Annotated in this window: 27 protein-coding genes; 10 read left to right on the top strand and 17 right to left on the bottom strand. The window is 59.5% G+C overall.

The window, feature by feature from the left end; genetic code table 11:
* Positions 1-24: 24 nt before the first annotated feature.
* The 3 genes from PSCI_RS16120 to tsaA are packed head-to-tail and all read left to right on the top strand — an operon-like array spanning position 25 to position 1925.
* Complete coding sequence (locus tag PSCI_RS16120; RefSeq protein ID WP_045488800.1) at positions 25-738, top strand: rRNA pseudouridine synthase; 714 nt, start codon at positions 25-27, stop codon at positions 736-738.
* Between the two features lie 24 nt (positions 739-762).
* Positions 763-1233, top strand: coding sequence for a DUF1456 family protein (locus PSCI_RS16115; RefSeq protein WP_045488797.1), 471 nt, complete (start codon positions 763-765; stop codon positions 1231-1233).
* Entirely contained in the window at positions 1230-1925 is a 696-nt protein-coding gene (gene tsaA, locus PSCI_RS16110) for a tRNA (N6-threonylcarbamoyladenosine(37)-N6)-methyltransferase TrmO (RefSeq protein ID WP_045488794.1), read from the top strand. The genes PSCI_RS16115 and tsaA overlap by 4 nt, the downstream gene beginning before the upstream one ends.
* A 60-nt stretch (positions 1926-1985) precedes the next feature.
* Here tsaA and fpr read toward each other — a convergent pair whose 3' ends face one another.
* Positions 1986-2765, bottom strand: a complete 780-nt coding sequence (fpr, locus tag PSCI_RS16105) for a ferredoxin-NADP reductase (protein WP_045488791.1) — start codon at positions 2763-2765, stop codon at positions 1986-1988.
* Positions 2766-2888: 123 nt separating this feature from the next.
* Between fpr and PSCI_RS16100 the strand changes: the two genes are divergently transcribed.
* On the top strand, positions 2889-3821 hold the full coding sequence (locus PSCI_RS16100; protein WP_045488788.1) for a LysR family transcriptional regulator: 933 nt from the start codon (positions 2889-2891) through the stop codon (positions 3819-3821).
* A 6-nt stretch (positions 3822-3827) separates the two neighbouring features.
* Here the strand turns inward: PSCI_RS16100 and PSCI_RS16095 are convergent, their stop codons facing one another.
* The 3 genes from PSCI_RS16095 to PSCI_RS16085 all read right to left on the bottom strand — a co-directional run bounded on the left by PSCI_RS16095 (position 3828) and on the right by PSCI_RS16085 (position 5829).
* Positions 3828-4196: a diacylglycerol kinase gene (locus PSCI_RS16095; protein WP_162484335.1), complete on the bottom strand. Its 369-nt coding sequence runs from the start codon at positions 4194-4196 to the stop codon at positions 3828-3830.
* A gap of 75 nt (positions 4197-4271) precedes the next feature.
* Positions 4272-4919: a response regulator transcription factor ErdR gene (erdR, locus tag PSCI_RS16090; protein ID WP_045488785.1), complete on the bottom strand. Its 648-nt coding sequence runs from the start codon at positions 4917-4919 to the stop codon at positions 4272-4274.
* 199 nt (positions 4920-5118) lie between these two features.
* Entirely contained in the window at positions 5119-5829 is a 711-nt protein-coding gene (locus tag PSCI_RS16085) for a tRNA-uridine aminocarboxypropyltransferase (RefSeq protein ID WP_045488780.1), read from the bottom strand.
* 197 nt (positions 5830-6026) lie between these two features.
* Here PSCI_RS16085 and PSCI_RS16080 point away from each other — a divergent pair, with 197 nt between their 5' ends.
* On the top strand, positions 6027-6455 hold the full coding sequence (locus tag PSCI_RS16080) for a quorum-sensing-regulated virulence factor family protein (RefSeq protein WP_045488778.1): 429 nt from the start codon (positions 6027-6029) through the stop codon (positions 6453-6455).
* Positions 6456-6511: 56 nt separating this feature from the next.
* On the opposite strand, the gene PSCI_RS16075 is transcribed toward PSCI_RS16080, so the two are convergent.
* Positions 6512-6727 (bottom strand): hypothetical protein, encoded by a 216-nt coding sequence (locus PSCI_RS16075; protein WP_045488776.1) that lies wholly within the window; start codon positions 6725-6727, stop codon positions 6512-6514.
* Positions 6728-7071: 344 nt separating this feature from the next.
* On the opposite strand from PSCI_RS16075, the gene PSCI_RS16070 reads away from it, so the two are divergent.
* The gene (locus PSCI_RS16070) at positions 7072-8187 is read left to right on the top strand and encodes a TIGR00730 family Rossman fold protein (RefSeq protein WP_045488774.1); all 1116 of its coding nucleotides are present in this window, start codon (positions 7072-7074) and stop codon (positions 8185-8187) included.
* A gap of 5 nt (positions 8188-8192) precedes the next feature.
* On the opposite strand, the gene recX is transcribed toward PSCI_RS16070, so the two are convergent.
* The 3 genes from recX to PSCI_RS16055 all read right to left on the bottom strand — a co-directional run bounded on the left by recX (position 8193) and on the right by PSCI_RS16055 (position 10326).
* Positions 8193-8657: a recombination regulator RecX gene (gene recX / locus PSCI_RS16065; RefSeq protein ID WP_045488771.1), complete on the bottom strand. Its 465-nt coding sequence runs from the start codon at positions 8655-8657 to the stop codon at positions 8193-8195.
* Positions 8658-8665: 8 nt separating this feature from the next.
* The gene (gene recA, locus PSCI_RS16060; RefSeq protein WP_045488768.1) at positions 8666-9733 is read right to left on the bottom strand and encodes a recombinase RecA; all 1068 of its coding nucleotides are present in this window, start codon (positions 9731-9733) and stop codon (positions 8666-8668) included.
* 92 nt (positions 9734-9825) lie between these two features.
* Complete coding sequence (locus PSCI_RS16055) at positions 9826-10326, bottom strand: CinA family protein (protein ID WP_045488758.1); 501 nt, start codon at positions 10324-10326, stop codon at positions 9826-9828.
* Between the two features lie 208 nt (positions 10327-10534).
* Between PSCI_RS16055 and mutS the strand changes: the two genes are divergently transcribed.
* Entirely contained in the window at positions 10535-13102 is a 2568-nt protein-coding gene (gene mutS, locus PSCI_RS16050) for a DNA mismatch repair protein MutS (RefSeq protein ID WP_162484355.1), read from the top strand.
* A 245-nt stretch (positions 13103-13347) separates the two neighbouring features.
* A complete protein-coding gene (gene fdxA / locus PSCI_RS16045; protein ID WP_045488752.1) occupies positions 13348-13671 on the top strand; it encodes a ferredoxin FdxA in 324 nt (107 codons plus the stop codon).
* A 530-nt stretch (positions 13672-14201) separates the two neighbouring features.
* Here the strand turns inward: fdxA and rpoS are convergent.
* The 8 genes from rpoS to PSCI_RS16005 all read right to left on the bottom strand — a co-directional run bounded on the left by rpoS (position 14202) and on the right by PSCI_RS16005 (position 21405).
* Positions 14202-15212, bottom strand: a complete 1011-nt coding sequence (rpoS, locus tag PSCI_RS16040) for an RNA polymerase sigma factor RpoS (RefSeq protein ID WP_045488748.1) — start codon at positions 15210-15212, stop codon at positions 14202-14204.
* Positions 15213-15317: 105 nt separating this feature from the next.
* Complete coding sequence (locus PSCI_RS16035) at positions 15318-16175, bottom strand: peptidoglycan DD-metalloendopeptidase family protein (RefSeq protein WP_045488745.1); 858 nt, start codon at positions 16173-16175, stop codon at positions 15318-15320.
* A 185-nt stretch (positions 16176-16360) separates the two neighbouring features.
* Positions 16361-16996, bottom strand: a complete 636-nt coding sequence (locus PSCI_RS16030; RefSeq protein ID WP_045494436.1) for a protein-L-isoaspartate(D-aspartate) O-methyltransferase — start codon at positions 16994-16996, stop codon at positions 16361-16363.
* 35 nt (positions 16997-17031) lie between these two features.
* Positions 17032-17781 (bottom strand): 5'/3'-nucleotidase SurE, encoded by a 750-nt coding sequence (surE, locus tag PSCI_RS16025; RefSeq protein ID WP_045488742.1) that lies wholly within the window; start codon positions 17779-17781, stop codon positions 17032-17034.
* Complete coding sequence (gene truD / locus PSCI_RS16020) at positions 17769-18827, bottom strand: tRNA pseudouridine(13) synthase TruD (RefSeq protein WP_045488739.1); 1059 nt, start codon at positions 18825-18827, stop codon at positions 17769-17771. The genes surE and truD overlap by 13 nt, the downstream gene beginning before the upstream one ends.
* Positions 18824-19297 carry a 2-C-methyl-D-erythritol 2,4-cyclodiphosphate synthase gene (gene ispF / locus PSCI_RS16015; protein ID WP_045488736.1) on the bottom strand — a complete coding sequence of 158 codons (474 nt, stop codon included), beginning with the start codon at positions 19295-19297 and terminating at the stop codon, positions 18824-18826. Before ispF ends, truD begins: the two co-directional genes overlap by 4 nt.
* 66 nt (positions 19298-19363) lie before the next feature.
* On the bottom strand, positions 19364-20212 hold the full coding sequence (gene fghA, locus PSCI_RS16010; RefSeq protein ID WP_045488733.1) for an S-formylglutathione hydrolase: 849 nt from the start codon (positions 20210-20212) through the stop codon (positions 19364-19366).
* An 80-nt stretch (positions 20213-20292) separates the two neighbouring features.
* Positions 20293-21405: an S-(hydroxymethyl)glutathione dehydrogenase/class III alcohol dehydrogenase gene (locus PSCI_RS16005; protein ID WP_045488731.1), complete on the bottom strand. Its 1113-nt coding sequence runs from the start codon at positions 21403-21405 to the stop codon at positions 20293-20295.
* A gap of 123 nt (positions 21406-21528) precedes the next feature.
* Here PSCI_RS16005 and PSCI_RS16000 point away from each other — a divergent pair, with 123 nt between their 5' ends.
* Both PSCI_RS16000 and PSCI_RS29450 read left to right on the top strand, forming a co-directional pair.
* Positions 21529-22431 carry a LysR substrate-binding domain-containing protein gene (locus PSCI_RS16000; protein ID WP_045488728.1) on the top strand — a complete coding sequence of 301 codons (903 nt, stop codon included), beginning with the start codon at positions 21529-21531 and terminating at the stop codon, positions 22429-22431.
* An 87-nt stretch (positions 22432-22518) separates the two neighbouring features.
* Complete coding sequence (locus PSCI_RS29450) at positions 22519-22692, top strand: hypothetical protein (protein ID WP_158497588.1); 174 nt, start codon at positions 22519-22521, stop codon at positions 22690-22692.
* A gap of 81 nt (positions 22693-22773) precedes the next feature.
* On the opposite strand, the gene ispD is transcribed toward PSCI_RS29450, so the two are convergent.
* Positions 22774-23484: a 2-C-methyl-D-erythritol 4-phosphate cytidylyltransferase gene (gene ispD, locus PSCI_RS15995; RefSeq protein ID WP_045488726.1), complete on the bottom strand. Its 711-nt coding sequence runs from the start codon at positions 23482-23484 to the stop codon at positions 22774-22776.
* Positions 23485-23486: the final 2 nt, after the last annotated feature.

Here is a 23486-nt window from a genome sequence, read left to right as displayed (position 1 = left end):
CACCTCTTTCAACGGTTACCAGCAATGTCAGACCCTATACGCCTCTCCAAACGCCTTATCGAGCTGACCGGCTGTTCGCGCCGGGAGGCCGAGCTTTACATCGAAGGCGGCTGGGTGACTGTCGACGGCGAGGTGATCGAAGAGCCGCAATTGAAGGTCACCGCCCAGCAGAAGGTCGAACTGAACGCCGATGCCAAGGCCACCGCCCCGGATCCCGTGACCCTGATCCTGCACAAACCGGCAGGCATGAGCCTTGACGCTGCGCTGCAGTCGATCACACCGGGCACCTTGTGCAATGAACTGAGCTTCGGTAAACGCGTGCTCAAGGGGCACTTTCTGCGCCAGAAGGCCATTTCCACTCTGCAGGACAACGCCAGCGGCCTGGTGGTGTTCAGCCAGGACTGGAAAACCCTGCGCAAGCTGACCGACGATCGCAGCAAGATCGAGCAGGAATATCTTGTCCAGGTCAGCGGCGAGATGGTCGCTCACGGCCTCAACCGCCTGAACCATGGTGTCACCTGGAAAGGTAAGGAACTGCCTGCCGTCAAGGCTAGCTGGCAAAGCGAAAATCGCCTGCGCCTGGCCATGAAAAACCCGCAACCGGATCTCGTCGCGCAACTGTGCGCGGCAGTCGGCGTGCAGATTGTCAGCTTACGCCGGCTGCGCATTGGCACCGTGTCAATGGGCAAGCTGCCTGAAGGACAATGGCGCTACCTGAGTAGCCGGGAAAAATTCTGAAATCGCTTCACTGGACCTTTCACCATGCTTAACAACGATATCCTGCGCAGCGTGCGCTACATCCTGGCGGCCGGCGACAACAAGATCGTCGAGATTCTGAAACTGGCCGACCAGACCGTAACCCGCGCCGAAGTGGCCGGCTGGATCAAGCGCGAAGAGGAAGAAGGCTTTGTCCGCTGCCCGGACACGGTCATGGCGCACTTTCTCGATGGCCTGGTCTATTACAAACGCGGCAAGGACCAAAGCCGGCTGGCGCCGCCCATCGAGCTGCCGGTCACCAATAATCTGGTGCTGAAAAAACTGCGGGTGGCGTTCGAACTCAAGGAAGAAGACCTGCACGCGATTCTCGATGCCACCGGCTTCCCGGTCTCCAAGCCGGAACTCAGCGCGTTGTTTCGCAAGGTCGGCCACAACAACTATCGCGAGTGCGGTGATCAGTTGCTGCGCAACTTCCTCAAAGGTCTCGCCCAGCGCCTGCGCCCTGCTCAGCCATGAGTTATCAGGTTTCACCGGTCGGTATCGTCCGCTCCTGTTTCAAGGAGAAGTTCGCCATCCCCCGTCAGCCACAATTGGCGCCGGCGGCGCGGGGGGTTCTGGAGCTGCTACCGCCCTTCGATCAGGGCGATGCCGTGCAGGGGCTGGAGCAGATCAGCCATGTCTGGCTGCTGTTCGTCTTCCATCAGGCGCTGGAACAAACGCCGCGGCTGAAGGTCAGGCCACCACGCCTGGGCGGCAACCAGAGCATGGGGGTGTTCGCCACCCGGGCGACCCACCGGCCCAACGGCATCGGCCAGTCGGTGGTGCGCCTGGACAAGGTCGAACCCGGCCGCCTGTGGCTGTCGGGCATTGACCTGCTCGACGGTACACCGGTGCTGGATATCAAACCCTATGTGCCTTACGCCGACAGCATCCCCGACGCTCACAATGGCATGGCCAGCGCCGCGCCCTCGTTGATTGCGGTGCTATGGCAGGACGATGCCTTGCAACAGGCCCATGAGCACGCTCAACGGCTGGCAGAGCCGCTGGTGGAATTGATCGAACAATGCCTGGCGCAGGATCCGAAGCCGGCCTATCAGACCCCGTCCCCAGAACGCCGCTACGGCGCACAGTTCTGGGATCTGGATGTACGTTGGCACTACCCGCAGGCCGGGGTCATTCGGGTGCTTGAGGTTGTGCTTTCAGCCTGACGAACAGGCACAAAAAAACCGCCGGTTCTGACGAAACGGCGGTTTTTTATTACGCAGGGCTTACTTCTCGACGAAAGCACGCTCGATCAGGTAGTCGCCCGGCTCGCGCATGCGCGGCGAAACTTTCAGGCCGAAGCTGTCGAGCACTTCGCTGGTTTCATCCAGCATGCTCGGGCTGCCGCACAGCATGGCACGGTCGTCCTGTGGATTGATCGGCGGCAGGCCGATGTCTTCGAACAGTTTGCCACTGCGCATCAGGTCGGTCAGACGGCCCTGATTATGATAAGGCTCGCGGGTCACGGTCGGGTAGTAGATCAGTTTTTCACGCACCGCCTCACCGAAGAACTCGTTCTGTGGCAGGATTTCGGTGATGAACTCGTGGTAAGCCACTTCGCTGACCCAACGCACGCCGTGCACCAGAATGACCTTGTCGAAGCGCTCGTAGGTTTCCGGATCCTGGATGACGCTCATGAATGGCGCCAGGCCAGTGCCGGTGCTCAGCAGGTACAGATGCTTGCCCGGCAGCAGGTCGTCGAGGACCAGGGTACCGGTAGGCTTTTTGCTGATCAGGATCTCGTCGCCTTCCTTGAGGTGCTGCAGCTGCGATGTCAGCGGGCCGTCCGGCACCTTGATGCTGAAAAATTCCAGATGCTCTTCCCAGTTCGGGCTGGCGACAGAGTAGGCACGCATCAGCGGACGCCCGGTGGGCTGCTGCAGACCGATCATGACGAATTGACCGTTCTCGAAACGCAGACCTGGGTCCCGGGTGCACTTGAAGCTGAAGAGGGTGTCGTTCCAATGATGAACACTGAGGACACGCTCGTGATACATGTTACTCATGTACGGGAAAACTCCTGAAAAAAATCATCCACGCCAGCACAGGCACTATTGCGCGCCATTCTAGTGGCAGACACAATATCTGTTAACTGGATTATCAAGATATGGGTTATCGGTTATATAGATATGCGATTTACTCTCCGCCAGCTTCAAGTCTTCGTCGCCGTCGCGCAGCAGGAAAGCGTGTCCAAAGCTGCGGTCATGCTGTCGCTGTCGCAGTCAGCGGCCAGCACTTCGATTACCGAACTGGAGCGCCAGTCGAGCTGCCAGTTGTTTGACCGTGCCGGCAAGCGCCTGAGCCTTAACGCGACTGGGCGCCAGTTGCTGCCGCAGGCTGTGGCCCTGCTCGACCAGGCCAAGGAAATCGAAGACCTGCTCAACGGTAAATCCGGCTTCGGTTCGCTGGCGGTGGGTGCCACGCTGACCATCGGCAATTATCTGGCGACCCTATTGATCGGCGGCTTCATGCAGCGCCACCCGGAAAGCCAGGTCAAGCTGCATGTGCAGAACACCGCGCATGTTGTACAGCAGGTGGCCCATTATGAAATTGATCTGGGCCTGATTGAAGGCGACTGCAGCCATCCGGACATTGAAGTGCAGTCCTGGGTCGAGGATGAACTGGTGGTGTTCTGCGCCCCACAACACCCACTGGCCCGACAAGGCCGGGCGAACCTGGAAGAGCTGACCCGTGAAGCATGGATTCTGCGCGAACAGGGTTCAGGTACTCGCCTGACTTTCGACCAGGCCATGCGTCATCATCGTAACGGTCTTAACGTGCGTCTGGAACTGGAGCACACCGAGGCCATCAAACGCGCAGTTGAATCAGGGCTGGGGATTGGTTGCATTTCCAGGCTGGCACTGCGCGATGCGTTTCGGCGCGGCAGCCTGGTGGCGCTGGACACTCCAGAGCTGGATCTGTCCAGGCAGTTCTATTTCATCTGGCACAAACAGAAATACCAGACCTCGGCCATGCGCGAGTTTCTTGAGCTGTGCCGCGCGTTCACCGCCGGTGTCCAGCGCAGCGACCAGATTGTGTTGCCAAGCCTTTATCAAGACTAAAAGGCTTCAGCCGAGCAACACCACCATCCATACTGCGGCGATCATGCTCAGGGCTACCAGTTGCGCGGCGCTGCCCATGTCCTTGGCGTTCTTGGACAACGGATGCAGATCCAGAGAGATACGGTCAATCGCCGCTTCCACCGCCGAGTTGAGCAATTCGACAATCAGCGCCAGCAAGCACACAGCAATCAGCAGCGCCCGCTCGCCACGACTGACATCAAGCAAGAATGCCAGCGGAATCAACAGCACATTGAGCAAGACCAGTTGACGAAAAGCGGCTTCGCCCTTGAAGGCTGCGCTAAGACCATCGAATGAATAGCCCGCAGCATTGAGAACACGTTTAAGGCCGGTCTGGCCCTTGAAAGGCGACAACATACAAAAACTGCCATGCAGAAAGGATGAGGGAAGCTAAGCGAGGCTCAGTCAAAAAAACGTGAACCTGTGGTGCGATCAGTGCGCCGCAATTGATTCCAGCTGTTGCAGCAACAGCGCCGCCTGGGTGCGGGTACGCACACCGAGCTTACGGAAGATGGCGGTCACATGGGCCTTGATGGTTGCTTCCGATACATTGAGTTCGAAGGCGATCTGCTTGTTGAGCAGCCCCTCACAAACCATGGTCAAAACCCGAAACTGCTGGGGTGTCAGGCTGGCCAGACCGGCGCTGGCGGCCTTGGCTTCAGCCGAGACACTGACCGGCTCATCGGCCTGCGGCGGCCACCAGGTATCGCCGTCAAGCACGGCACGCACTGCCTGCTGGATCGTCTGCAGAGGACTCGACTTGGGAATGAAACCACTGGCACCGAACTCACGGGAACGTACGACAATCGCGGCCTCTTCCTGAGCCGAGACCATCACCACCGGAATCTGCGGATATTGCCCACGCAGCAATACCAGACCGGAAAAGCCATAGGCGCCCGGCATGTTCAGATCCAGCAGAACCAGATCCCAGTCGGTCTTGCCTTGCAGATGCGCCTCGATCTGCGCGATGCTCTCGGCCTCGACCAGTCTCACCTCAGGGCCAAGCCCCAGGCTCAGGGCCTGATGCAAGGCACTGCGAAACAGCGGGTGATCATCGGCGATCAAGATATCGTAGGTCATGGTCTGATCCTGTTCTTATAGTGAGTACGGGTACTCAACAAGGCATCCGGGAGATGCCGGCCACTCTCCATTGCCCCAGCGAACCACGCCCGGAAAATCAAGCCTCAGGGCGGCGCCAAGAATGCCCAGCCATCCGGTGCGGGTCAAGCGAGATACCCGCCAGAAGATGGCAATTAGCCTCTTGATGCACGCTTATATATTACCGAAAGCCTTTCACCAGACTGTGCGCCGCATCGTCAGGATCAATTGGCCGCTGGAACTTGGCACCCAGATAGTGGGCAGTGAAAACATCCAGCCAGGCATCCAGCACATGGCTCGCCTCGACATCCCCGGCCAGCTCCAAACACAATGCGGCGACTTCGGCCGTACAAAAATGGTCTTCACGCTTTGAACGCCGCAGGCGATAACGCGAAAGCTGCTCCGGCGCCAGGCTCAGCACCGGAAAGCGCTCCAGATACGGACTTTTGCGAAACATCTTGCGCGCTTCGGTCCAGGTCGCATCAAGCAGAATGAACAACGGCCGCTTGCCCGGTTCAGGAATGACCTTATCGACCACCCGCTCCTGCGCCACGAACTCGCCTGGAAACACCAGATAAGGCTGCCACTGGGGATCGTCCAGCAGGCTCAGCAGTTGCGCGTCAACCTCGATGCGCGACCAGCCAAACGCATGAGTGTCTGCGATCACATCCGCAATCAGCCAACCGGTGTTGGTCGGTTTCAACGGCTCGGTGTCGTACATCAGCAGGCATATCCCGGAGCTGGCGGCCACTTTGGGGCGCAAGGCGCACAGGCAATAGCTGAAAATGACCCGGCAATCAGGACAACGCGGCGCCCGCGAACCGCGAGCCAGAAAAGGTTTGCTACTGCGCGCCAGGCGGTCCTGGCGCAAACGGGATACGGCATGGCTCATTGCAGAATGAACCTGCACAACGACAGCATCGGCACAACAGATACCCGACAGAACAGAAAAGTGCGCGAAGTCTACCAGAGCCCGACCGGCAAGTGCCCAGGTGTGAAGCAGCCTGGCAAGCCCTATACTTGTGCCACTACGGTGAACGCCAATCGATGGCGCTGGTCAGACCCTCACCACCGAATCAGGAGAATTCCATGCTGCGCCTCATCGCCCCAACCCTTACCCTGCTGCTGGTAGCCCCTCTGGCTGCCCAGGCGGCCTCCAAGCAGGAGTATGAACTGAGCCAGATGCTGGAAAAGGTCGCCAAAGAGAGCAGCGTCGGTACCCCACGGGCCATCAATGAAGACCTTCTGGATCAAGGTTACACCGTCAACGGCCACGAGCTGATCAATCATCTGAGCGTGCGTGAGGGCCAGGCCCAACAAATGCGTGCCAATCCTGACACCGTGCGCGCTCAACTGGGCGCCAGTGTTTGCCACAATAATGGCTATCGCCAGTTGATGACCAAAGGTGCAGTGCTGAAATATCAATTCAGCGAATACAAAACCAACCGGCCGATCATGGCCCAGACCTTCAGCAACGCCGACTGCACCGCAAAGCCTGCCGCCAAGACCAAGAAGTAGCAGGCCGTTGAAAAACGTAGGCGAGGCAGGTAATTTTTCAACAGCCTAGCAAGCCTTCAGCCACCCGCCCTGCGCTTGGCTGCCAGCACTGCGCGCCGCTGTTCATCATCGGCACGCAGTTCGGCAATCAGGGCATTGATATAACGTGAACGCCTTCCTTCACCGCACAAGCGCCGCTGGCACTCCTGACGCAGCGTCAGCCTGTTGTCCCTAGCCGCCTGTACCAACGCATCGTAAAGTGCCTGATCCACTTCCAGTTCGATGAATACCATCTGCAGCCTCCCTGCATACCTCATCGCACCCACACCAACCCGCTCTGCAATGCTTGTGAGCGAGTCCTGTTCTAAGTAAATCAGAGCAACGGGCGACCACCTGCCCGCCTGACGAGTGGGCATCGCGACCTCATTGTTCATGAAGAGAAACATCATCAAGTCGACATCAGCGGCGCGCTGACGCTATAAATCTTTACATGCGTTGCAGATGCTCTGCGCTTTACGGACTACGTGCGGACACCCCACGTATTCCGTCAACCACGTACACCGACAGGACACCTCAGCACCGTTCGAAAGTGCGCTTGTTCAAAAGCAACCAATGCCTGTCGAAGGAGAAGACCTTTATGCCGTATGTAGCCAACGACGTTTTAGCCCGGCACTTCCAGAGCAACGGCCTGGACATCACCTCGCAGATCGAGGAGCACATCAGGCAGATCGCACCAGCCACCGCCAACCTGCCGCTGTACCGCGACATGATCCTGACGGTGCTGCGCATGGCCGAAGATGACCGCAACCGCTGGAACGCCAAGATCGTCTTGCAGACCCTGCGCGAACTGGACAATGCCTTTCGCGTACTGGAACAGTTCAAGGGGCGCCGTAAAGTCACCGTATTCGGTTCTGCCCGTACACCTGTAGAGCATCCGCTTTATGCCATGGCCAGAAACCTGGGTGAACAACTGGCCAGAGCCGACCTGATGGTCATCACCGGTGCCGGTGGCGGCATCATGGCCGCAGCTCATGAAGGAGCAGGTTTCAGTCACAGCCTGGGTCTGAATATCACCTTGCCGTTCGAACAGCACGCCAACCCGATCGTCGATGGCAGCGACCATTTGCTGTCGTTCCACTTCTTCTTCACCCGCAAGCTGTTCTTCGTCAAGGAAGCGGACGCGCTGGTGCTCTGCCCAGGTGGTTTCGGCACGCTGGACGAAGCCCTGGAAGTACTGACCCTGATCCAGACCGGCAAAAGCCCGTTGGTACCGGTGGTACTGCTCGACACAGCTGACGGCAGCTTCTGGCAGAGCGCGCTGGACTTCATGAAAAACCAGTTGCAGGACAACCGCTACATACTGCCCAGCGACATGAAGCTCATGCGTCTGGTGCACAGCCCTGAACAGGCCGTCGATGAGATCAATCGCTTTTACAGCAATTTCCATTCAACCCGTTGGCTGAAGAAGACCTTTGTGATCCGCATGCATCATGCGCTTAGCGAAACAGCGCTGGAGCAGATACGTGAGGAATTTGCCGACCTGTGCCTGAGCGGCAGCTTTGAGCAACACAGCTACCATCCCGATCACGACGAAGAACGCTTCAGCCAGCTCAGCCGTCTGACGTTCAACTCCACCGGCCGTCAGCAGGGGCGCCTCAGAGAATTGATAGACGTGATCAACGAGCCACAGAACCGGGCTGAGAAAACCATAGCGTCGGCAGCAGAACAATCCTCAGCGCTCGGCGCGCTCTGAACGGATCAGTCGTCTTCTCGGCCGTTTAACAAGCGGCCAATCAGATCCATTGGATAACCCCGATAAGCCAGAAAGCGGGTTTGTTGAGCCCGCTCACGCGCATCGGCGGGTCGCCGGCCTGCGAACTTGCGCTGCCAGACTTCAGACAGACGAGCTCGCCAATCGACCTCGCACTCTTTTAGCGCCTGCTCGATATCGGCACGCGCCAGACCACGCTGCCCCAGCTCCTCACGAATGCGTAAGGGACCGTAGCCGGAACGTGCACGCGAGGCGACAAAACTCTCAAGGTAACGGGCTTCGGAAAGCAGTCCTTCGTCGGTAAGACGATCCAGAGCAGCTTCGATCATTTCAGGCGGGGCGCCGCGCTGACGCAACTTGCGCGTCAGCTCGACACGACCATGCTCGCGTCGTGCGAGCAGGTCCATTGCAGAACGCCGTACAGCGACAGGCGTATCGAGTACGGTGGTCATGAGCGCAATCAGATATCGGCGTCAGCTTCAGCCATATCGTCAGCGGACTCATCGATGTCCGCTGTGCGGTTGTCGGCAGCAGCGGCACCACCACTGAGCAGTTTGTCTCGAATCTGCTTTTCAAGTGCCTTGGCAATTTCCTGATTCTCGGCAAGGAACTTGGCCGAGTTGGCCTTGCCCTGGCCAATCTTGTTGCCCTGGTAGCTGTACCAGGCGCCGGATTTTTCCAGGAAGCCATGGGCCACAGCCAGGTCGATGATTTCGCCGTTAAGGTAAATGCCCTTTCCGTACAGGATCTGGAACTCAGCCTGACGGAACGGTGGCGCAACCTTGTTCTTGACGATCTTGACCCGGGTCTCACTACCGACCACTTCATCCCCCTCTTTCACAGCGCCGGTACGGCGGATGTCGAGCCGGACCGAAGCGTAGAACTTGAGGGCGTTACCACCGGTGGTGGTTTCCGGGCTACCGAACATCACACCGATCTTCATCCGGATCTGGTTGATGAAAATGACCAGACAGTTGGCGTTCTTGATGTTACCGGTGATCTTGCGCAGCGCCTGGGACATCAGGCGGGCCTGGAGGCCCACGTGCATATCACCCATCTCGCCTTCGATTTCAGCCTTGGGTACCAGTGCTGCCACGGAGTCGACAACAATCACGTCAACAGCGTTGGAACGCACCAGCATGTCGGTGATTTCCAGCGCCTGCTCACCAGTATCGGGCTGCGACACCAGCAGGTCGTCGACATTGACACCCAATTTACCAGCATACTCGGGGTCCAGCGCGTGCTCGGCGTCAACGAAGGCGCAGGTAGCGCCCATTTTCTGGGCCTGGGCAATGACCGACAGGGTCAAGGTGGTCTTACCGGAAGACTCCGGACCATAGATTTCAACGATCCGGCCTTTGGGCAGGCCACCAATGCCCAGCGCGATGTCCAGACCCAGCGAGCCGGTAGAGATGGAAGGAATCGCCTGGCGCTCGTGGTCACCCATGCGCATTACGGCACCTTTGCCGAATTGACGCTCGATCTGACCCAAGGCCGCAGCCAAGGCTTTCTTCTTGTTCTCGTCCATTGAAGTCCTCACGTAATCAAATTCAAAAAGGGCCTTGCGGCCACAACACCTGTATAAGTAGCCAGTATTATTCCACAGCCTTGAGCGAACGCCTACCCCTGTTTGGAGTTTTCTCCAGCACAAAGCCCTACGAGCCCCTCTAGCGCAGCCTTTACCGTCTGTCGGCGCACGGCATCCCGATCACCGGCAAACACATGGCAACGGGCAATGATCTGCTCGCCGGCCACCCAGCACAGCCACACCGCACCGACCGGCTTGGACGCAGAGCCGCCGCCTGGCCCGGCGACACCACTGACCGCCACCGCAAACCGTGCACCACTGTGACGCTGCGCACCGAGGGCCATGGCCTGCACAACCTCCTGACTGACTGCACCCACGCTGGCGAACAGTTCTTGCGGCACATCCAGCTGGCGGGTTTTCTGCGCATTGGAATAGGTCACATAGCCGGCTTCGAACCAGGCCGAACTGCCCGCTATGCGGGTAATGGCTTCGGCAATACCGCCACCGGTACAAGACTCGGCGGTGCTGACCTGAGCCTGCAGACGTTGCAGATGCTCACCAAGCAAGCCGGCAAGCCGGGTAAGGTCGTCCATGCAGCACTCCTGATGCCATTGATCTGGATAAGTTGGGCGCAAAGTCTACACAGGGAATCGAGGTAGAAGGCAGCAGCAAAACGTGAGGTCATGATTCGACCTGATGCGCATGGTAACCTTGATGTCATTGGTCGGCAGACAACTCGTCTGCCTTGAAGCGCCCTTACTTTATAGAACGAACCCGCCTGACCCACTGATGAATAAAGCCATTACCGATCTGTCCGCCCACACCCCGATGATGCAGCAGTACTGGAAACTGAAAAACCAGCATCCAGACCAACTCATGTTCTATCGCATGGGCGACTTCTACGAAATCTTCTACGAAGATGCGAAAAAAGCCGCCAAGCTGCTGGATATCACCCTCACCGCCCGCGGTCAGTCGGCAGGTCAAAGCATCCCCATGTGCGGCATTCCCTTCCACTCACTCGAAGGTTACCTGGCCAAACTGGTCAAACTCGGCGAGTCGGTGGTGATCTGCGAGCAGATCGGCGACCCGGCCACCAGTAAGGGACCGGTAGAACGCCAGGTGGTTCGCATCATCACTCCCGGTACGATCAGTGATGAGGCGCTCCTCGATGAGCGCCGTGACAACCTGCTGGCCGCCCTGCTCGGCGATGAGCGCTTGTTCGGCCTGGCGGTGATGGACATCACCAGCGGCCTGTTCAGCGTCCAGGAGATCAAGGGTTGGGAGAACCTGCTGGCCGAACTGGAAAGGATCAACCCGGTCGAGTTGCTGATCCCCGACGACTGGCCACAGGGCCTGCCGGCAGAAAAACGCCGTGGCGCCAGACGCCGCGCGCCTTGGGACTTTGAGCGTGACACAGCGCACAAGAGCCTGTGCCAACAGTTCGGTACTCAGGACCTCAAGGGGTTTGGCTGCGAAACCCTGACCCTGGCCATCGGCGCTGCCGGCTGCCTGCTCGGTTATGCCAAAGAAACCCAGCGTACCGCCCTGCCTCACCTGCGCAGCCTGCGCCACGAGCGCATGGACGATACAGTGATTCTCGATGGTGCCAGCCGGCGCAACCTGGAACTGGACACCAACCTGGCAGGCGGGCGCGACAACACCCTGCTGTCGGTCATGGACCGCTGCCAGACACCGATGGCGACCCGCATGCTGATTCGCTGGCTGAACCGCCCGCTGCGCGATCTTGGCGTGATCCAGGCCCGCCAGAGCGCGATCGCCTGCTTCCTGGACCGCTACCGCTTCGAAAGCCTGCAACCGCAGCTCAAGGAAATCGGTGATATCGAGCGCATTCTGGCGCGGATCGGCCTGCGCAACGCGCGCCCTCGTGATCTGGCTCGTTTGCGCGATGCGCTGAGCGCCCTGCCCGAGCTGCAACAGGCGATGGCCGATCTGGAAGCGCCGCACCTGCAACAACTGGCGAAAACCGCCGGCACTTACCCGGAACTGGCAGACCTGCTGCAACGCGCAATCATCGATAACCCGCCCGCGGTGATCCGCGACGGCGGCGTGCTCAAGACCGGCTACGATGCCGAGCTGGACGAGCTGCAATCGCTGAGCGAGAACGCCGGCCAGTTCCTTATTGACCTTGAAGCCCGAGAGAAGGCCCGCACCGGCCTGGCCAACCTCAAGGTCGGCTATAACCGTGTCCATGGCTACTTCATCGAGCTGCCTAGCAAGCAGGCCGAACAGGCACCGGCCGACTACATTCGGCGCCAGACCCTCAAGGGCGCCGAACGCTTCATAACCCCGGAACTCAAGGAGTTCGAAGACAAGGCGTTGTCGGCCAAAAGCCGCGCCCTGGCCAGGGAGAAGATCCTCTACGAAACCCTGCTTGAAGACCTGATCGGCCATCTTGCGCCGTTACAGGACACCGCAGCGGCCCTGGCCGAGCTGGACGTCCTGAGCAACCTCGCAGAACGGGCCCTCAATCTGGACCTCAACTGCCCGGACTTCGTCGCGCAACCGTGCATGAAGATCGAGCAAGGCCGCCACCCGGTGGTCGAGCAGGTGTTGTCCAGCCCCTTCGTGGCCAACGACCTGGCACTGGACGACAACACGCGCATGCTGGTGATCACCGGTCCCAATATGGGCGGTAAGTCGACCTACATGCGTCAGACCGCGCTGATTGTCTTGCTGGCCCATATCGGCAGCTTCGTCCCGGCTGCGGCTTGCGAGCTGTCGCTGGTCGACCGGATCTTCACCCGGATTGGCTCCAGTGACGACCTGGCCGGCGGCCGTTCGACCTTCATGGTCGAGATGAGCGAGACGGCCAATATCCTGCACAATGCCACCGACCGCAGCCTGGTATTGATGGACGAAGTCGGTCGTGGCACCAGCACATTCGACGGATTGTCGCTGGCCTGGGCTGCGGCAGAATGTCTCGCCCAATTGCGCGCCTATACGCTGTTCGCGACCCACTACTTCGAGTTGACCGTGCTGCCCGAGAGCGAGCCGCTGGTCAGCAACGTACATCTCAATGCCACCGAACACAACGAACGGATCGTGTTCCTGCACCGGGTGCTGCCAGGCCCTGCCAGCCAGAGCTATGGCCTTGCCGTGGCCCAGCTGGCCGGCGTTCCGGCGCGGGTCATCAGCCGTGCCAAAGAGCATCTGCAACGCCTGGAAACCACCAGCCTGCCCCACGACCTGCCCAAGGCCAAAGCCGGAAAACCTGCAGCCCCCGTGCAAAACGACCTGTTCGCCAGCCTGCCCCATCCGGTACTTGAAGAACTGGGGCGGATCAAGCCCGATGACCTGACTCCGCGTCAGGCTCTGGACTTATTGTATTCATTGCAAACTCGACTATGACGCGAAGCGTAACAAGCTGTTAGAATCCTGCGCGGTTTTGGGATGCTCTCAGTTTGAATCTGGTCGAGCAGTCATATGAGCCGCGTGAACACGCAGCGAACCAAGGTCAAGCGGCAGGCGGATTCAACCAACCTGCCTTAAGGCCGCTTACCTGCACGTGCTTTCATTCGGCCCGGTGTCATTCCCGAGCCCGGTATCGCTGGCTGACACAGCGATGCTGCCGCCGCCTGAGGAGAAAATTAGAAATGACCTTCGTCGTCACCGACAACTGCATCAAGTGCAAGTACACCGACTGCGTAGAAGTCTGTCCGGTGGACTGCTTCTACGAAGGCCCGAACTTCCTGGTGATTCACCCGGATGAGTGCATCGATTGCGCACTGTGCGAGCCTGAATGCCCGGCCCAGGCCATCTTCTCGGAAGACGAGATCCCGGCTGGCATGGAGAACTTCATCGAGATCAACGCCGAACTGGCAGAAATCTGGCCAAGCATCACCGAACGCAAGGACGCTTTGCCGGATGCTGCCGAGTGGGACGGCAAGACCGGCAAGATCGCCGATCTGGAGCGTTGATTCCAGGGTTCTGCGCGGGCCATTCGCGCAGCGCCTGCCGACACTTTCGGGCAGGCAAAAAAAGGGGCGGTATGACCGCCCACATTTTTTCCATGGTCCATTTGATCCTTTTCATCATCCTGATGAATCGCATCCTGCGATGTCCTTGAGGTGTTCTTCCTTGAGCGCCTGCGCCACTCCGTTGGCACAGTTCAGATACTAGTGATTTTTTCGCTCAGGGCAATGCCCTGAAAACCGGAAACAACCGGCGAAGCTTTACGCCAGAAACCTGAAACCCCATTCAAATCAACAGGATGGGAAACTTCCCAATACTCTATAGCTAATAATCTGCAACCCAGGACTACAACGACTTACAACATGGGTAAGCAATGGATTACACGCGCAGTCATCAGTCGCTGAAAGTGTTGGTTACAGGATAAAAATGCAGACATATAAACGCTATTGTCAGCAATATGTCATAAGAATATGCAGATATGAAAAAGCCGATATCAACATCGGGTTGGTTGATATCGGCTTTTTCGCTCGCCAGCCTAGCGGAACAGGGATTCGCTGGAGAGACCGTTCTTTTCCAGAATCTCGCGCAGACGCTTGAGCCCCTCGACCTGAATCTGCCGCACCCGCTCTCGGGTAAGGCCGATCTCCAGCCCCACATCCTCCAGGGTACTGCTTTCATGACCACGCAGACCGAAGCGGCGGATCACAACCTCACGTTGCTTCTCGGTCAGTTCTGACAACCACTGGTCGATGCTCTGGGAAAGGTCATCGTCCTGCAGCAGTTCAAACGGGTCGGTTGGCCGATCATCGGTGAGGGTGTCGAGCAGGGTCTTGTCCGAATCAGGCCCCAGCGAGACGTCGACAGAGGACACCCGCTCGTTGAGCCCGAGCATGCGCTTGACTTCGCTGACCGGCTTTTCCAGCAGGTTGGCGATCTCTTCCGGGGAAGGCTCGTGATCGAGCTTCTGGGTCAACTCGCGCGCGGCACGAAGATAGACGTTCAGCTCCTTGACCACATGAATCGGCAGACGGATGGTCCGCGTCTGATTCATGATCGCCCGCTCGATGGTCTGGCGAATCCACCAGGTCGCATAGGTCGAGAACCGGAAGCCGCGTTCGGGATCAAACTTCTCAACCGCCCTGATCAGCCCCAGGTTACCTTCTTCGATCAGATCAAGCAGAGACAGACCGCGGTTGACGTACCGCCGGGCAATCTTGACCACCAGCCGCAGGTTGCTCTCGATCATGCGCTTGCGGCCGGCCGGATCACCCTTTTGCGACAGGCGTGCAAAATGGACTTCTTCTTCCGGGGACAGCAAGGGAGAGAAACCGATCTCGTTCAGATACAGCTGGGTGGCGTCCAACGCCCGGGTGTAATCGATGTACTTATGCTGTTTGAGCGACGAGGAAGTTTTGGCCTTGGTGCGAGCCGAGACTGCAGTAGACGGCTGCTTCTCGTCCGACACCTGCTCCAGGACAATGCCAGCGTCCATGAGGAGCACTTCATCATCGATGTCAAACTCCGGCGCCCCGTTGCTAAGAGCCATTGTTATAGTCCTTTGGTGAGTTCGACCTCAAGCTCCAGCGTCGCCTGATCTCCGTGGCAACACTTGAGCCTGTTCCTAATTACGTCAGGAACAGGCTGGCAACACTCAACGGCGCGGCAAAAATTGCAGAGGGTCCACAGGCTTTCCTTGACGGCGAATCTCAAAGTGCAGCTTCACCCGGTCAGTTCCCGTTGACCCCATCTCGGCAATTGTCTGCCCTGCCTTGACTTGTTGTCCTTCCCGTACCAAGAGCCTGCGGTTGTGACCGTAGGCGCTGACGTAGGTATCGCTGTGTTTGATGATGATCAATTCGCCGTAGCCCCGTAATCCACTTCCGGCGTAAACAACAGATCCATCAGACGCTGCCAAAACAGGCTGTCCCAAATCCCCGGCGATATCAATTCCTTTATTCAAACTACCGTTTGATGAAAATTTGCCTATCAACACGCCACTGGCCGGCCATGTCCAGCCGCTCGGCGAACGCTCGGCAACACCGCCCGGAGTGGTTGCCGCAGGCGCAATGACCACTGGCGTGACAGCCACCGGCTTGGAAATGACCGTGGTTTTTACAGAGCCTGAACCACTGCTGGTGGTGGAACTGGAAGTCACCACCGGAGCACGGGTCGCCACGACTGGAGCCGGGTCGGAGCGCCCGTCAAAACGGATTGTCTGACCCGGACGAATGGTGAAAGGCTCGGGGATTCCATTGCGCACCGCCAGAGCCTTCCAGTCCCAGCCATAGCGGAAGGCAATGGAAAACAGGGTATCACCGCGCTTGACCACGTATTGCCCCTTGGTGACCGGCGCCCGTTGCGCGACGGCATTACCGTTGCGATCGACGACGCTCACGCCGCCCGAAGGCGAGCTGGCACAGCCAACCAGCACAACACTGAGCACAACGCCCAGCAGCAGATGCTGAAAACCTGTGAAAGAACCAAGCTGTCGAATGACCCTATGACTCACCCGCCACTCCCTTTACTGGTGACTGAATTGGAAAGACTTCAATTGTGTCGCAACACCACTGAACCGCCAGTGTAACCATTACGAACGCTAGCCTCTGGTGCACAGCCACCGCTCGCTAGTGCCACCTTGCCACATCCGGGGTGCTGGATAGACCGGTAAGCGCGGGCAGAATTCACTGCGACCACTCACGCCAGCGGTCCATTGAGTAACGGCACAAAGCGCACCGAACCCAGTACGTGTCGGGAAAAGCCATGTTCCTCACGGATGATCAGCATCAGTTGCTGAACCTCACCCGCCCCAACCGGGATGACCATCCGCCCACCAGGCGCCAACTGATCGAGCAGCGCCTGAGGCACATCAGCGGCCACTGCAGTCACGATGATGCCGTTGTAGGGCGCCAGCGGCGGCCAGCCTTCCCAGCCATCCCCCCAGCGGAACACCACATTGCGCAGATTCAGCTCGACCAGACGCTCTTTGGCACGGTCCTGCAGGACCTTGATCCGCTCGACAGAAAACACCCGTTCAACCAGTTGCGCCAATACCGCCGTCTGGTAGCCTGAACCGGTGCCAATCTCCAGCACCTTGTCCAACGGGCCAGCCTCCAGCAGCAACTCGCTCATGCGCGCCACCATGTATGGCTGGGAGATGGTCTGGTTATGGCCGATCGGCAAAGCCGTATCTTCATAGGCGCGGTGCGCCAGGGCCTCATCGACAAACAGATGCCGGGGCGTCTTGAGGATTACATCCAGTACCCGGGAGTTGCTCAGTCCCTCTTCGTACAGACGCTGGATCAGACGCTCGCGGGTGCGTTGCGAGGTCATGCCGATACCACGGCGCAGCAGATCATCCCTTGAATTCAACGCAGCCCCTCCAGCCAGACGTTCAGGCTGTCGAAACCATCCCGATAGGTGCGATCAAGCTGCAATGGCGTGATCGACACATAGCCCTGCATCACGGCATGAAAATCAGTCCCGGCACCGCCGTCCTCCGCATCTCCGGCGGCTGCAATCCAGTAGCCGGCGCGGCCGCGCGGGTCGACCACCTTGACCGGCGCAGCCGCACGGGCGCGATGCCCCAGGCGGGTCAACTGGATACCGCGTATCCGGTCCAGCGGCAGATTGGGCACGTTCACATTCAGCACCGTACGCGCAGGCAGATCGAGCTGCTCGTGCGCTTCGACCAGCAGGCGCGCGTAATGCGCCGCCGTGGCCAGGTTGTCCGGCTGACGCGACAAAAACGAAAAGGCGATGCTCGGGCGTTGCAGAAACCGGCCTTCCAGCGCAGCGGCCACAGTCCCCGAATACAGCACATCGTCGCCCAGGTTGGCGCCCAGATTGATCCCGGACACCACCATATCCGGTTCGTCCGGCAACAGACCATTAAGGCCCAGATGGACGCAGTCGGTCGGGGTGCCGTTGACGCTGATAAAACCGTTGGCCAGCACCTGCGGGTGCAGTGGACGATCGAGGGTCAGCGAACTGCTGGCACCGCTCTTGTCCTGGTCAGGGGCGATCACCACGCACTCGGCATAATCCGACAGCGCTGCATACAACGCTGCCAGACCGGGCGCGGCGACCCCGTCATCGTTAGAAATCAGAATACGCATGGGTTATCCGTAAGCCCCACCGGCACCAGATCGACAAGTTCGCGGACCAGTACGGTCGCGAAACATCCAGGCGGCAGGACGAATTCCAGTTGCAGAATGTCAGGCTCGGGATAATGCCACGTCAGACGACCGATGGGCAGTCGCAGGATGCGACGCTCGTGTTCCATTCCCGCCCTTACCAGCCAGTCACGCAATGCCGGCTCCTGCGCAGCCACGCCATTCTCGAGTTCCGCCGTGGCCGCCGCCGCAGGTGAATTACCCTCGCCCCACTGCGGGCCGGTCGGGTGCAGGTCGAGAATCGCCAGCCGCGGGTCGTTGCATTCCTCAGGCCCGGCCGGGAAAAAGCTGCGGCTGTCAGTGAATGCCAGCAAGTCGCCGACCTGGGCGCGGTTCCAGCTGCCGTCGGCGACCCGTGCGGCCAGTACCCGGTTGAACAGATAACTGCGCGCCGTCGACAACAGCCGCGAGCGTACCGCGCGTTGCTCGGGCAACGCCATGCGCTCGGCATATTCACGAGCGTGCGGCAAATTGCCGCCGTCATGACCAAAGCGCTGGGCACCGAAGTAGTTGGGAATACCCTGCGCGGCAATGGCCTGCAAACGTTTGTCCAAGGCCACCTTGTCGGCATTGAGCGCAGTCAGACGCAAGGTGAAACCGTTGGCCGAGTGGGCACCGCGCTGTAATTTGCGCCGATGCCGGCCGCGCTTGAGGATCGCCAGGCTGGCATCCTCTGCGCCAGCCAGATCAGGGTCAGCCTTGCCCGGCAACTGGATACTGAACCACTGGCGGGTCAGCGCCTGGCGATCCTTGAGGCCGGCATAACTGACCGTGCGCAACGGCACGCCCGCAGCCCGCGCCAGACGACGCGCAGCGTCCTCGGTGTTCAGCTCACGCTTCTCGACCCACAGCCACAGGTGTTCGCCATCGCCAGACAACGGGATGTCCAGTACTTCATCGACCTGGAAATCTTCGGCCACCGCCTTGAGTTGCGCGGTGCCCAGCGCATCGCCATAAGCCCGCGGGCCAAGCAGTTCGAGTTCGGTCATGCGCGCAACAACAACGCGACGGCATGCACCGCGATGCCTTCTTCACGGCCGACGAAGCCGAGTTTTTCCGTGGTAGTGGCCTTGACGTTGACCTGATCGAGATCGACCTGCAGGTCCTGGGCAATCAGCTCGCGCATGGCCTGGATATGCGGGGCCATCTTGGGCGCCTGGGCAACGATGGTGGCGTCGACATTGGCGACCTTCCAGCCCTTCTCCCCGACCAGCTTGATCACATGACGCAGCAGCACGCGGCTGTCGGCGCCCTTGAACTGCGGGTCGGTATCCGGGAAGTGCTTGCCGATATCGCCCAGCGCTGCTGCACCCAGCAGAGCATCGCTCAGGGCGTGGAGCAGGACATCGCCATCGGAATGTGCCAACAGGCCGAAACCGTGTGCTATCCGCACGCCGCCCAAGGTAATGAAATCGCCTTCGGCGAAACGGTGCACATCGTAGCCATGGCCTATACGCATAGAAAAACGCCCCGAGAAAAGTCAGGGCGAGATTCTACCTGCTTTGGCAGACCTTGGGGCGGCCTGTCAGTAGGCTTTGAGGGCCGTCGCGTGATGGCGCAGGTGTTCTTCGATGAAGCTGGCGATGAAGTAGTAGCTATGGTCATAGCCAGGCTGCATACGCAGGTTCAGCGGATGTCCGGCCGCCTTGGCAGCCTGTACCAGCGCCTCGGGCTTGAGCTGGTTGACCAGGAAATCATCACGGTCGCCCTGGTCGACCAGGATTGGCAGCTTCTGCGTGGCCTGGGCCAACAGCAGGCTGGCATCCCACTCGCGCCAGCGCGAGCGGTCTTCGCCCAGGTAACGCGAAAAGGCCTTCTGTCCCCACGGGCAATCAACCGGATTACTGATCGGCGAAAAGGCCGAGATCGACTGGTAGCGACCCGGATTGCGCAGCGCACAGACCAGCGCACCGTGACCACCCATTGAGTGGCCGCTGATACCACGGGCCTGGGAAGCCGGAAAATGCTCTTCGATCAACGCGGGCAGTTCATCGACCACGTAATCGTACATCCGGTAGTGCCGGGCATATGGCTGCTCGGTGGCGTTGAGATAAAAACCGGCGCCCAGACCGAAATCCCAGGCACCCTCCGGGTCACCGGCAACATCCGGCCCGCGCGGACTGGTATCCGGCGCCACGATGATCAACCCCAGCTCGGCGGCCAGGCGCTGGGCACCGGCTTTCTGCATGAAGTTCTCGTCAGTGCAGGTCAGCCCCGACAGCCAGTATAGAACCGGCAGCTTGCCACCCTGTTCGGCCTGCGGCGGCAGATAGACCGCGAACACCATGTCGCAGCCCAGCGCCTTGGAGTGATGCTTGTAACGCTTGTGCCAGCCGCCGAAGCTTTTCTGGCAGGAGATATTTTCCAGACTCATGGAGCCTCCAGCTATAAACCTCAAGCTACAAGCGGCAAGCAAGAGCGAACTCCACTTGCTGCTTGAAACTTGCAGCGCTCTTAGAAGTGGACGACGGAACGGATGCTCTTGCCTTCATGCATCAGTTCAAACGCATGGTTGATCTCGTCCAGGCCCATGGTGTGGGTGATGAACTTGTCCAGCGGGATTTCGCCGGTTTCCGACTTCTGCACATAGGACGGCAACTCGGTACGGCCTTTCACGCCGCCGAATGCCGAACCGCGCCATACCCGGCCGGTGACCAGCTGGAACGGACGGGTAGAGATTTCCTGACCGGCGCCGGCAACACCGATGATCACCGACTCGCCCCAGCCCTTGTGGCAGCATTCCAGCGCGGCGCGCATCAGGTTGACGTTGCCGACACACTCGAAGGAGTAGTCCACGCCGCCATCGGTCAGCTCGACGATGACTTCCTGGATCGGACGCTCGTGATCCTTTGGATTGACGAAATCGGTGGCTCCCAGCTCACGGGCGATGTCGAACTTGGCCGGATTGATGTCGATAGCGATGATGCGCGAGGCCTTGGCCATCTTGGCGCCGATGATCGCCGCCAGGCCGATGCCGCCCAGACCGAAGATGGCTACGGTGTCGCCTTCCTTGACCTTGGCGGTGTTGAGCACCGCACCGATACCGGTGGTCACGCCGCAACCCAGCAGGCAGACCTTCTCCAACGGCGCCTCCTTGGGGATTTTGGCCAAGGAGATTTCCGGCAGCACGGTGTACTCGGAGAACGTCGAGCAGCCCATGTAGTGGTAGACCGGCTCGCCGTTGTAGCTGAACCGGGTAGTGCCGTCAGGCATCAGGCCCTTGCCCTGAGTGGCACGCACCGCCTGGCACAGGTTGGTCTTGCCGGAGGTGCAAAACTTGCACTTGCCGCACTCGGCGGTGTACAGCGGAATGACGTGATCGCCCACCTGCAGCGAGGTGACACCCTCACCCACCGCCTCAACGATACCGCCACCCTCGTGACCGAGAATGCACGGGAAGATGCCTTCAGAGTCCTGACCCGACAGGGTGTAGGCATCGGTGTGGCAGACGCCGCTGGCCACGACACGCACCAGCACTTCGCCAGCACGAGGCGGCTGGACATCGACTTCAACGATACGCAGGGGTTCGTTAGGGGCGAAAGCTACAGCGGCACGCGACTTGATCATGCGGTTCTCCTTGGGAGGCTTTATGGGCTTGAAGGGTAAAAAGTGATTTCAGCAGTGTATTACAGGCTGCTCTGGTGAATAATCGGGTAAAAGCAAAACATTATTGCCATACAGGGATAATCGATGTTCAGCAGTGGCTGGGAAGGAATGGACGAGTTCGTCGCAGTTGCCGAATGCGGGCAATTCACCGCCGCCGCGCAGCGTCTGGGGGTGTCGTCATCGCACATTAGCCGGCAGATCGTGCGCCTCGAAGAGCGTCTGCAGACCCGCTTGCTGTATCGCAGCACCCGGCGCGTGGCGCTGACCGAAGCCGGCCAGACATTTTTGCAGCACTGCCAGCGTTTGCAGGATGGCCGCGAGGAAGCCTTGCGTGCCGTGGGCGACCTGACCAGCGAGCCAAAGGGTTTGCTGCGCATGACCTGCGCCGTTGCTTACGGCGAGCGCTTCATCGCACCGTTGGTGACACGCTTCATGGAGCAGTACCCACAGTTGCGCATCGACATCGAGCTGTCTAACGATACGCTGGATCTGGTTCACGAGGGCCTAGACCTGGCGATTCGCCTCGGGCGGCTACAGGATTCACGACTGGTCGCCGCCCGCCTGGCACCGCGACGCATGTATCTGTGCGCTTCACCGTCCTATCTGGAGCGCTACGGCCGACCGCACAGCCTGTCGGAGCTCAACCGCCATAACTGCCTGATCGGCAGCAGCGACACCTGGCTGCTGCAATACAACGGTCGGGAGTTTTCACAACGGATCCAGGGTAACTGGCGTTGCAACAGCGGTCAGGCGGTGCTGGACGCCGCCTTGAATGGCATGGGGTTGTGTCAGTTGCCGGACTATTACGTGCTGGAGCACTTGCAAAGCGGTGCGCTGGTGTCGCTACTTGAAGCGCACCAGCCGCCCAATACCGCGGTGTGGGCGCTGTATCCGCAGCAACGCCACCTGTCGCCGAAAGTGCGCAAGCTGGTGGATTACCTCAAGCAGGGGTTGGCGCAGCGTAAAGAATATGTGGGCGGGGGTTAGTAGGAGCGGCTTTAGCCGCGAATTAACATTTGGCATTTAAAGAGATGGAAAATCTTGCCTAGCGGTGGCTGGGCTGCAGGTTTCGCCATGCTGGGCGAGTTCCTTTGTCTTGGCAAAGGAACCAAACCGCTTGCTCCGGTCTTGGCCTGCGCCAATCGTCGCGTTCGGCGTCGCCTATGCCATCTCGGCTCGAAGATCAAAATCAACGGCAACGGCAACGGCAACGGCAACGGCAACGAGCTCAAGCCAAACGCGCGCTAGGCAAAAGTGACCCGCTGTAAAAGCGCAAAGGTGACTAACACCCACCACCGCAGCGGCGAATGTACACCGCTCAAGGCTCTTTCAAGCCCCACCAAACGAGCGCCGCTGCCGCAACCACTCCAGATCTTCCGGCCGCGTGACCTTGATATTGTCCGACCGCCCCTCGACCAACCGCGGCGCCTGCCCGGCCCATTCAATAGCCGAAGCTTCATCGGTAATTGCAGCGTGAGCCACCAGACTGTCAGCCAAAGCCCGATGCAAAGTGCCCAGGCGAAACATCTGCGGCGTATACGCCTGCCAGATCAAACTGCGGTCCACGGTTTCCGTCACCCGCCCTTGGTCATCAGCGCGCTTGAGCGTATCGCGCGCTGGCACCGCCAACAGACCACCCACCGGGTCATCGGCCAGTACCGACAGCAAGTTATCCAGGTCGCCACGCGACAGATTAGGCCGCGCCGCATCATGCACCAACACCCAATCGTCATCGTCAGCACCCTGCGCATGCAGATGCAACAACGCATTGAGCACCGAATCGGCCCGTTCCTTGCCGCCATCGACACGCTGGACGCGTGAATCCAGCGCGCAGGGCAAGGCCGGCCAGTAGGGATCATCCGCCGCCAGGCTGATCACCAGCCCCTTGAGGCGAGGATGATCGAGAAAACACAGCAGGCTGTGTTCAACAATAGTCAGAGCGCCCAATTGCAGGTACTGCTTGGGACGGTCAGCTGCCATGCGGGCACCCACACCCGCTGCAGGAATAACTGCCCAGAAGGCAGGCAATACGCTAGTCATCA

It is taken from the genome of Pseudomonas sp. StFLB209 (assembly GCF_000829415.1).
GTDB lineage: Bacteria > Pseudomonadota > Gammaproteobacteria > Pseudomonadales > Pseudomonadaceae > Aquipseudomonas.
Note: the sequence above shows the minus strand (reverse complement) of the source record. Positions and strands in the feature narration are given on the sequence as shown.

Excerpts from the sequence above, each read along its gene's own strand:
- PSCI_RS16120 (WP_045488800.1), top strand. The coding sequence starts at position 25 with ATGTCAGACCCTATACGCCTCTCCAAACGCCTTATCGAGCTGACCGGC.
- PSCI_RS16115 (WP_045488797.1), top strand. The coding sequence starts at position 763 with ATGCTTAACAACGATATCCTGCGCAGCGTGCGCTACATCCTGGCGGCC.
- tsaA (WP_045488794.1), top strand. The coding sequence starts at position 1,230 with ATGAGTTATCAGGTTTCACCGGTCGGTATCGTCCGCTCCTGTTTCAAG.
- fpr (WP_045488791.1), bottom strand. The coding sequence starts at position 2,765 with ATGAGTAACATGTATCACGAGCGTGTCCTCAGTGTTCATCATTGGAAC.
- PSCI_RS16100 (WP_045488788.1), top strand. The coding sequence starts at position 2,889 with ATGCGATTTACTCTCCGCCAGCTTCAAGTCTTCGTCGCCGTCGCGCAG.
- PSCI_RS16095 (WP_162484335.1), bottom strand. The coding sequence starts at position 4,196 with ATGTTGTCGCCTTTCAAGGGCCAGACCGGCCTTAAACGTGTTCTCAAT.
- erdR (WP_045488785.1), bottom strand. The coding sequence starts at position 4,919 with ATGACCTACGATATCTTGATCGCCGATGATCACCCGCTGTTTCGCAGT.
- PSCI_RS16085 (WP_045488780.1), bottom strand. The coding sequence starts at position 5,829 with ATGAGCCATGCCGTATCCCGTTTGCGCCAGGACCGCCTGGCGCGCAGT.
- PSCI_RS16080 (WP_045488778.1), top strand. The coding sequence starts at position 6,027 with ATGCTGCGCCTCATCGCCCCAACCCTTACCCTGCTGCTGGTAGCCCCT.
- PSCI_RS16075 (WP_045488776.1), bottom strand. The coding sequence starts at position 6,727 with ATGGTATTCATCGAACTGGAAGTGGATCAGGCACTTTACGATGCGTTG.
- PSCI_RS16070 (WP_045488774.1), top strand. The coding sequence starts at position 7,072 with ATGCCGTATGTAGCCAACGACGTTTTAGCCCGGCACTTCCAGAGCAAC.
- recX (WP_045488771.1), bottom strand. The coding sequence starts at position 8,657 with ATGACCACCGTACTCGATACGCCTGTCGCTGTACGGCGTTCTGCAATG.
- recA (WP_045488768.1), bottom strand. The coding sequence starts at position 9,733 with ATGGACGAGAACAAGAAGAAAGCCTTGGCTGCGGCCTTGGGTCAGATC.
- PSCI_RS16055 (WP_045488758.1), bottom strand. The coding sequence starts at position 10,326 with ATGGACGACCTTACCCGGCTTGCCGGCTTGCTTGGTGAGCATCTGCAA.
- fdxA (WP_045488752.1), top strand. The coding sequence starts at position 13,348 with ATGACCTTCGTCGTCACCGACAACTGCATCAAGTGCAAGTACACCGAC.
- rpoS (WP_045488748.1), bottom strand. The coding sequence starts at position 15,212 with ATGGCTCTTAGCAACGGGGCGCCGGAGTTTGACATCGATGATGAAGTG.
- PSCI_RS16030 (WP_045494436.1), bottom strand. The coding sequence starts at position 16,996 with ATGACCTCGCAACGCACCCGCGAGCGTCTGATCCAGCGTCTGTACGAA.
- surE (WP_045488742.1), bottom strand. The coding sequence starts at position 17,781 with ATGCGTATTCTGATTTCTAACGATGACGGGGTCGCCGCGCCCGGTCTG.
- truD (WP_045488739.1), bottom strand. The coding sequence starts at position 18,827 with ATGACCGAACTCGAACTGCTTGGCCCGCGGGCTTATGGCGATGCGCTG.
- ispF (WP_045488736.1), bottom strand. The coding sequence starts at position 19,297 with ATGCGTATAGGCCATGGCTACGATGTGCACCGTTTCGCCGAAGGCGAT.
- fghA (WP_045488733.1), bottom strand. The coding sequence starts at position 20,212 with ATGAGTCTGGAAAATATCTCCTGCCAGAAAAGCTTCGGCGGCTGGCAC.
- PSCI_RS16005 (WP_045488731.1), bottom strand. The coding sequence starts at position 21,405 with ATGATCAAGTCGCGTGCCGCTGTAGCTTTCGCCCCTAACGAACCCCTG.
- PSCI_RS16000 (WP_045488728.1), top strand. The coding sequence starts at position 21,529 with ATGTTCAGCAGTGGCTGGGAAGGAATGGACGAGTTCGTCGCAGTTGCC.
- PSCI_RS29450 (WP_158497588.1), top strand. The coding sequence starts at position 22,519 with ATGCTGGGCGAGTTCCTTTGTCTTGGCAAAGGAACCAAACCGCTTGCT.
- ispD (WP_045488726.1), bottom strand. The coding sequence starts at position 23,484 with ATGACTAGCGTATTGCCTGCCTTCTGGGCAGTTATTCCTGCAGCGGGT.